We start from the raw sequence: 9,207 nt of genomic DNA on the forward strand, positions 1-9,207 counted from the left end.
CCATTTTGCGTAACAGGTGACTTCACTTGGAGAACGCCAGTATATCCTGCTGCACGGCTATTACGTAAAGTGATATTAGGTAATCGTAAATCAGAATCTGTACGATTATCTTCAACGACTAACGAAGTTTGATATAATCCAGTTTTCCCTCGTCTGAAATACCAACTTCCATTCCCAGCATAAAACACATGGTAATCATTCGCGTTTAGAACACTTAGTCCGTTTCTTTGCAACTCCCAATACACAGATTTTTGGACTGCACCATCAACTATGCCATCGCTAATACCAATGCTCGCATAAGCCCCAGACCATCCTGCACCTGCTTGAGACATAAATAAAGCGCCTGCTGGAGCACTCGTCTTTTCATCTGTTCCTAAAATAAAAGTTGGTTGTACGGAACCATCTGTTCTTCTGTAATGTCCTAGAAATGATCTAGCAACCCCTTTTTCATAGAGACGTATAAATTGGTCATCTAAGCTTACGTAGTTATCTGTATTTGATGTTCTAATTTGGCAACCACTTAGCATTCCCGCTTTAATCCACTCAGCATTAACTTTACCAACTAAATCTATTCGTGCAGCATGTAACTTAATGTTTTCTTTACTCATGTTAATGGCTGCGATGACATCATTTTCTTTTACAGATATGCTAACGCCCTTTTCTGTTAGCTGAAGTCGTGACTCCATATCTCTTACATAAGAATCTTTTGCAAATTGGCCATCTGCTTGTACCTTCGTATATACTTCCGTTGTTTTTGCTGCGGCATCAATACCTTCTTCATTGATAGTAAAACGGTTATCCATCATCGTCATCTTCTGGTTAAATTGTTCAGTTGCAAGTTTATTGGCTAATTCATCTAATACATCTTGTTTATTCTGATTAACTGTTTGTTTCAATTCAGATATCTGAAACCCAGCAACATAATCCTCTACTTGTTTCAGCTCAACTTTTGCATGGATTGCTGTTGCCTGTTGTTCCATTTTAGAGTTTGCTTCCGTAAGCCTTTTACCTTGCGCATCTACTATATTGTTCAAATTCCTAACTGTAGTAGATAATCCACTTGCCGTTTGTTCGATTGATGTAACTTTTTTATCCATGATACCCTGATCGTTTTTTACATCAACCATGTTACGTGAAAAGCCTTGAAGGGTTTCTTTCACTTCGTTATATTGACCAGCAACCTCATGTTTTACTGATTCGATATCAGGTACAACAGGGTCCCAAATGCCATCTTTCCAAAGTTTTAACAGACCAGGTTTCCCATTAGAAATATCTAACCATACTGTTTTTCTGTCTATAAGTCCTGTTGTTGGTGGGTTCTTTGATTCGATGATTTCAACGGTATTATTTTTCATGTTCTCTTGTACTTTCTCAGCAAGTGTTTTTGCCGCTTCTGATTCTTTCTTTGCATTACTAGCGGTTTCATTAGCTTCTTGAACTAATTTATCTAGCTGATCTATCATTTCTTGTTTATTGCCAAGCGAACTAAGGATACGATTATAAATCTTTCGTAATTCTTCATTTGGATCAACAATTTCATGGTAATCTCCAAATACATATTTATCTTGTAATGGATTTTTAAATGATTCATCACCAGCAATTACCCTAGCTTCTAAATAAAGCTTAGGTATGAATCCAGTGTCTTTTATTCGAATCGTATCGCCCTCGTTAATTAATTCGTGAGCTAATCCAAACACACGACCAATTGATTGTGCTTCAACTTCATAAGAAACAGAAGAATTCACACGTTTTTTTAACTCTGTATTCATAAGAGTCATTAAACGTTTGGCATCCATGTCATCGTTTTCTGTTTCTGGACTGTAAAAACCAAATTTATGTTGTCCTTTTTCGTTCCATCTTTGGAAAGCATCATTGTCCACAAGATAAGGAACACCTTTATTTATTTCTGTAATGGTAATGAATTCTCCGCCTTCTTTTTTTACGAAACCTAATAAGGCTGTACAAATGTTTTGGGAGTTTTCAATACGTTTAATCCCCATTAAATCTTTACCAAGGGTTATTTCTTTTCCTGTTTCTCGACCACGCTTCTTTACCATATCCACATAACGCCCAACGACTTGAGAACCTACAACTTCAGCGCGATATTGAATTTCTAACTCAAATAAAGAAGCAATCTTTTTAAGAAAAGACAGTGGATCAATAAATTCATCGATAGTTATGGAACGGAAACTAGCGTATTCTACATTCCCTTTTTGCCACTTTGTACCCGCAAGAGCTATATCCACCATTTCCATTACGGTTTTACCTTCTAGTTTTTGTGGAGGAATAATCCCAGCTTTGGCAAGCTGAATCCATTCACCAGATGCATAAGCGGTTACTGATCTATCATCAGAATCCTTTTCAATTTCAGTAATTACATAAGGAACAATACGACCATCACGCACTTCTTTTAATACTACGTTTTGCTGCATAAGTGTGGATGAATGCCTTGTATGATCAAATACTCGAAACTCTACTGTATCAATGTTATTTTTGATTTCCCAATGTCTTTTATCATCCCAATAATCTGTAGGCTGAATAGATGCTACAATTTGTTCTGTTTTAAAATCAACAACATGCAATTCACCACTTGGCGTTCTCATCTGTATCTCTCCCTGTAACTGATTGTCGCTGTAACGTCTGGCGGCATAATATCAATCCGATTCTCTCCACGTATGATCTTAGGAAACTCACTAAAAATATCTTTCATATGAATCGCATCTTTCCCGTTAATCGTAACAAGACTTTTTTCTGTATCAATCATCACTTTGTCTCCTGCATCGAAAATATAAGGTTTTGTATGAGAAGGGACTTTGTTTACCTTCCAAATTTTCAAATCATCAAATTGCATTTCGTTAACAGGCTGGTGATTATCCCACTTACAAAGCGCAATCATAACTTGTGCGATTTTTCGGTTTGTCATTGGATTACTGTTGTCAACATCGTTCCATTGTTCAACTAGGGAAGCTCCGTCTATCTCTTTACCATCTATAAATTTAGCTACATATACAGACCATTTTGTCCCTCTTCTAGCAATACGTAAACGCCCTCGGAATTGATTGAATGTAGTCGAATAACCTCCACTTGTATCTACTAATTTCCGAAAACTATTAGGTGTTCCGCTATTTCCAATTTTCATATGTGCCTTTGTCATTTCGGCATCTGCATATAAATCATTCATATTGATGCGGGCTACTATGTTACTAGCTTCATCTAATAGTAGAACTTCCACACGCCCCATTTCACCAATGTTTTTGGACTTTAAAGTCATCCATGCCTCCACTTCAAAATCTTGTAAGGGACCACCTGGAATACTTTTCTTAGCTATTGCACCGTAAAATCCTTTCCCTTCTCCGTATTCTTCGCAATATAGTGCGTGACCGCCTCTTGATTGAAAACTACCTGTCCCTTTCATATCGTCAAATTGTCCAGTAACAGGAGTCCAGCCTATAGGCGAAGCCATTTCATCCCATAACACACGCTCACGTTCTTGTACCGTTGATTCCTCCACAGTTAGGGGGTAACCAATACGGAAATAGTTTCGTTCTAAAGGATATTTACCAAACCATACATCTAAAAAAGGGCTTGTTTTTTTTACAGTCATTTCAATGAATGCTGGAACTTCTACGCTTCCTTTATTCGTGAAATAGGAAGTAGTCTCAGTAGACCAACTTTGTACAAAAGGATGAGTTTGTACTTTTCCTAATTTATAAGGCATCGGACAGATGAATTTCAAAGTACCTTTTCCTAAGGTAACAAAATCATCAATATCAAAATCTTCATCAATAACAGCCATATATGTCCTATCTGGTTTTGTATCAAAAGTTAGCTCAGCCGCTTGTTCTGTAATAAGCCATTCTGCTATTTCTTCTTTTAACGTTTCTAAATCCGTCCCATCTGGAACGATAATTCCAACAGGTACAGGAAGTGGACGGGGCTCAGTATCTGTATTCAATAATCTTGCACCAGGATATCCAGGAACTTTTAAAAAATTACGTTTCAAAGGTGCCCATGTTGGTGGACTCCATCCTTTTTCTATCTGGATGTATTCTTTTCGCTCGTTATGAAATGTAAAAGAACTCACGCTGTCACCTCATTTCTTTATAAAATAAACCCAAACCTAAAAGGCTGAGTTTCTTTGTTCCTCTCGTTCTTGATATTCCTTCGTATACCTATAAGTACCGCGCGCCACATCTCGTCCCTCTAAAACAACGGGAACTTCAACAACTAAATCGCCACCAAGCATCGGAATTACTCCACCACCAGATGATCCGGACGTTTGATTAAATATTTGATTCGATACACTGTTTGTCATGGCTTGTCTGCTATTTGACATGCTTCCATACACACCACTCATAACAGACTTTAATCCTGACAACTGGCTCATAGAACGAGCCATCATACGGCTCATATCGCCCATTAATTGATTGATTTCACCCGGTATAGCAAATTGTTCACGCGGCATGGCTGCTGCAATTCCTGCACCAATATCTCCAAGTGTCTTTTTATTAAGTGGAAGCACCGCTTCGTCCCCTGCTTCACCTGCTGCTTGATAACGTCCATTATTCATTCCGAAGATAGTTGGTTTCGTGAAAATACCACCTTTTGCGCGCCAATCTATATTGAGTCCAGAAGGGAACGTAATATCCTTCCCTAAAATATTTTTCGTACTAGTTTGTAAGCTGAAGTGTGGAAGAGGTGGCATTTCAGGTTTAGGAATTTTCAACTTCAAATTATCAAAGAATCCTTTGATTTTATCGATGAATCCCTTCACTCCATCAACCGCATCTCTGATTGGGTCCATAATAAATCTTTTTGCCGCTTCAAATTTTTCTTGTGCTGCATGTTTCACGGAATCGAATTTTTCTCTAGCTGAATGATATAAATCAGTAAATTTTTGTTTGGCCTGATTATAAGCATCTGTTACCGGTTGAATAACATATTGCTTTACTAAATTCCAAGCTGAAAGTGTATAGGATTTTATAGATTCCCAATTTGATAATATCCAGTTAGCTAAATCTGCAAGTTTTTGCTTTGTTGTATTCCACAAATCTTGAACAGGTTGAATCACATACTGTTTAACCAAATTCCAAGCCATAAGAGTATATGATTTAGCAAGTTCCCACTTTGAGCTTAACCAGGATATTAAGTCACCAAATTTTTCTTTTACAAAGTTCCAAGTGTCTAAGACGGGTTGAATAATATATTGCTTAAATAGTCCCCATGCAACTTGTGCCACAGCTTTTGCGATTTCCCATTGTGTACCAAGCCATGTAACTAATTCGCCAATTTTTGTGCTTACCCAGTTGTAAGCTTCTTGAATCGGTTGAATAATATATTGACTTATAGCTGCCCAAGCAATTTGCGCTCCTGCTTGAATAAGTAGCCACCCTGCCTCTAGGACTGTTGCTATAAATGAAATGATTGGATCTAAAACGGTAACAATGGTATTCCAAGTTTCTTGCCAAGCTTGTACAAGTGTTCCCCACAATTCAGAAGCTACTGTAACTAAAGAAGACCACCAAGACGAAGCTGTTTCTACAATTCCAGACCATAAGCTACTAAAGAATTCACCTATTGGATCAAAGAAACTATGCATCATTTCAGTGAATGAAGCCCACGCCCCTGAAAAGAATGCAACAATAGAATTCCATGTACTACTACATATCTCACCTATCCCTGTCCATAAACCGCTAAAAAATTGACCTATTGGATCAAAGAATGCATGCATTGTTTCTAAAAATGAATTCCACGCTTCGCTAGAGGATTGGACAATTCCATTCCAGAGCTCTATTAAATATTCTTTAATAGAATTCCATGTATCTATTGTCCACTGTTTTATAGAATCCCAATTTTTATAAATGGCAATTCCTAGAGCAACTATAGCTGCGATAATAATAGGAACAATAGCAACAAGTCCAGCTGCTGCTAAAGCTCCAATCTCAAAGAAGCTCATGACTGTCATGACTATAGGAGCAAGAGCCATAATTGCACCAGAGATTATACCGATAGCCATTGCAACAGCTGTTAATGTTGCTGCTAATTTTGGATTATTTGAAACCCATTCAGCTACTTTAGAAATGACATCTGCTATGACACTAAGAACTGGCTGAAGTGCAACTTGTAAATCTTGCATTGCCTTTTGAAATTTAACTGCTGGGTTTGCATCCATTTTTTTTATGGATTCATTCAACTTATCCTGTTGTTTTCCAAAATCAACTGTTTTCTCTTTCGCACCTAGCAAAGTATTAATAATGTTTTGCCCTTGATCTTCATACATTGTTCCAAAAAACTTAACACCTAATTCATTACGTTTTGTTTCATCTTCAACCTCTGATAAAGCTTGTGCAATTTCAGTCATAGCTGCCGATCCATCTTTACCACCTTTTGCTACTGCCTGACCCCATTTTTCAACTTGTTCCGCTGAAATTTTTGTACCTTCAAGTGATTCTTTCATAGCTTTATCGACACCTTGACCGAACTCAGCCGCTTTAATACGCCCTTCTTTCAATCCGTCCAAGAGGTTGTCAATATTCCAGGTTCCTGTTTCAACCCCAGCTTCCATAATCGCTTGGACTTCTTCAGCATTGTACCCTGCGCGGGTTAGTTGTCCACCGTATTCAGCAATAATGTCTAATTGTTCTGGTGGGAATCCTATTTTTAGTAAAGCGTCCGTCATACCGAGAGCGCCTTCTTGCGATATACCCAATTCGCTCCCCATTTCATTCACTTCTTGAATTAGTTCAGTAAAATCTATGCCTTCATAAGACTGAGAAATTGCCGCCACTCCTCTTACAATCGCTGCATTTGCTTCATCGCTTACACCTTTATTTAAAGCCCACTGTCGGCGCACACCTGCGAGTGACTCTTCAGCATCTAACCCATAGGCTGTAATTCCTCTTACAGCTTCTTCTACTGATTTTTTTGAGGATTCAGGGACATCGAATGCTATATCGATTTTGGTTTTTAACTTAGACATATCAAGAGCTTTTTCGATTGTTCCGGCAATTCCACCACCAGCGACCATTGCTCCAAGAACGTTCTCTAAACCAATGTCTAATTCTTTAAATTCCCTTTGTGTCCTTTGAGCTTCTTGCTGTAAGTCTCTTAATTCATTTCGTACTTGTTGGATTGAATTACCCTCATCCACAGATCGTAGAGCACGTTGTAATTTTTCAATGTCAGCTTCTGTTCCTAATGCTTCTCTCCCGATAATCCCAATGGCTTGTTCTAACTGACGACTGGTAGCTGTTCCGCTTTTAATTGCATTCACAAGACGATTTCCTAATGCACCTGCAAAATCATCCACACTTTTCCCAGTTGCGCTAAACAATGTTTCTAATTGCCTTGTGGAACTGGCTACATTTTCTTGTTCAGCCTTCATATTTCCAAGCTTATTTTTCAGACCATGAAGAGATCCTTCTGTAAATTCAATCTCACGTCTAAAAGCACGATATTGTTCTTCAGAAATTTTGCCGTTTTGAAATTGCGCTTGCACTTGTTGTTCAGCTGCTTTTAACTTATCTAGCTTTTGTGTTGTATTTTCAATTTGTTGTGTAAGTAACTTCTGTTTTTGAGCTAATGCTTCCACATTACCCGGATCAAATTTTAGTAATCGTTCCACATCTTTTAATTCTTTCGCCAAAGAATCACTTTGTTTATTCACGTCTTTTAAGGCGTTTTGTAATGGCTGGGTATTCCCGCCGATTTCTATCGTAATTCCTTTTATTCTTCCTGCCATGTTCTCACCCCATTTCTTAGAAGGAATCAAAGTCTTTCTGGCTTGCTTTTCTCACTTTTTCTTTGTCTGGATTCTCCATTTCTGCGAATTCAGTAATGTAATCAAAACAATCACCGATTGTCATATCTTCTAAATCCCAACTTGTTAGTTTCGCTTTATAACAAAGAGCAAGGAACGTATCGGATGTTAATTCTTCATCACCGAAAGTCCCTTGCTCTTCATTATTTTTCTTTAGTTTTTTTTTGCGCCCATTGTATGTTGAATCAGATCCATAATTTCTGGCATGATTTCTTCAATTGGAAACTCATCAAACCCATCTAGCCACAACATAGGATCAGGAATGTTTGGATCAGCTGTTTTAGCGAATAACCAAGTTAAATCATAAATAAGTTCAAAATCCACTTTACTTACATCTAAATAAGACACATCAATAGGTTGTTGCGTACCATCTGGTGAAGTTAATGCGTGAATCGCTCCTAATGCCATCAAGTCTGCAAATAAGTTACGTCTAAATTGTGCTTTATAACGTTTAACTGTTGCTGCTGTACTTTTTAATCTGACTTGTTTTCCGTCTATTGTAATGATCTTTTCCATGTATTATTTCTCTCCTTTTGGTGAAATAGATGCCTTTATATATACTTTTTTATACCAATCGTTATAAATAGCCGGTGTTGTCTTGAAAGTTGTTTTCGTTTTCACCATTGGTCTGCCACCAGGCGTTACAATCAGTGGACTCGCAACAAATTTCAATTCATTCGTATTCGGTTCAGCGGAATTCGTTTTGGATTTTGATGAAATGGTAGGACGACTTGCCGAACAGTTGTACATCACATGCCTAGTTGCTTTCACATCGTTATCAAATTCAAATAACAATGCGAAAGGTTTTCCTTTTGCATCAGCAAACTCATTTAATACACCATCCGTTTCATCTAATTGCTCCCCTAATGCATCAACAGCAAATCGCTCTGGAATCACCGCTACCGTTAATGTTCCTTCATACCCCTGATTGTTGTCTGCTGAATAATACAGCATATCATCCGCGTAAAATTCAATGAGATCCCCACGCGGCTCATTTGTTAGCTCCACCGCACCAGGCATCGGAACAGGCGTTCCAAATGTGATGAGCCCCTCTTTCACTTCATACAGGGCATAATGGACGTTTTTCAAACCATAAGATACTTTGTTCTCAGACATTTACATCAACCTCGTTTCGTATATTTTTTGAAATAATTTCTCAGATTCAATAAAAGTCCCAAACGAATCATAAGGAATTTCATGATCGTCTAGGACTTTTTCAAGTTTTGATTCTGCAACTACATCTTTTCTAGTTGTATAAAGCTCTATATTTACATCATTTATCTTGTGATACACCTTGTTATCGGCCATTATATTGTAAGGTAAGAACCCAGCGCCTTTTCATATTTCTATGATAGGTTTCCAAGAACTCCCTTCCGAACCGTACGTAC

At 37.9% G+C, this 9,207-nt stretch carries 5 protein-coding genes and 1 pseudogene; all 6 read right to left on the minus strand.

The genetic code is table 11. The annotated features are described in order from the left end of the window. Window positions 1–2,603: phage tail spike protein (locus tag JDS99_RS28735; protein WP_242475785.1), on the minus strand; the 2,603-nt coding region annotated here is incomplete at its 3' end. Continuing rightward, complete coding sequence (locus JDS99_RS28740) at window positions 2,600–4,084, minus strand: distal tail protein Dit (protein ID WP_199696225.1); 1,485 nt, start codon at window positions 4,082–4,084, stop codon at window positions 2,600–2,602. The genes JDS99_RS28735 and JDS99_RS28740, both read right to left, overlap by 4 nt. A 36-nt stretch (window positions 4,085–4,120) precedes the next feature. After that, window positions 4,121–7,741, minus strand: a complete 3,621-nt coding sequence (locus JDS99_RS28745) for a phage tail tape measure protein (RefSeq protein ID WP_199696226.1) — start codon at window positions 7,739–7,741, stop codon at window positions 4,121–4,123. 231 nt (window positions 7,742–7,972) lie between these two features. Continuing rightward, on the minus strand, window positions 7,973–8,335 hold the full coding sequence (locus JDS99_RS28750; protein ID WP_199696227.1) for a hypothetical protein: 363 nt from the start codon (window positions 8,333–8,335) through the stop codon (window positions 7,973–7,975). A 3-nt stretch (window positions 8,336–8,338) separates the two neighbouring features. Next, window positions 8,339–8,935: a major tail protein gene (locus tag JDS99_RS28755; RefSeq protein ID WP_199696228.1), complete on the minus strand. Its 597-nt coding sequence runs from the start codon at window positions 8,933–8,935 to the stop codon at window positions 8,339–8,341. Then, window positions 8,936–9,133: pseudogene (locus JDS99_RS28760) on the minus strand (hypothetical protein); the annotation flags it as partial. It lies immediately after the preceding gene. Window positions 9,134–9,207 lie beyond the last annotated feature (74 nt).

It is taken from the genome of Bacillus cereus group sp. N6, from assembly GCF_016483705.1.
Lineage (GTDB): Bacteria > Bacillota > Bacilli > Bacillales > Bacillaceae_G > Bacillus_A > Bacillus_A wiedmannii.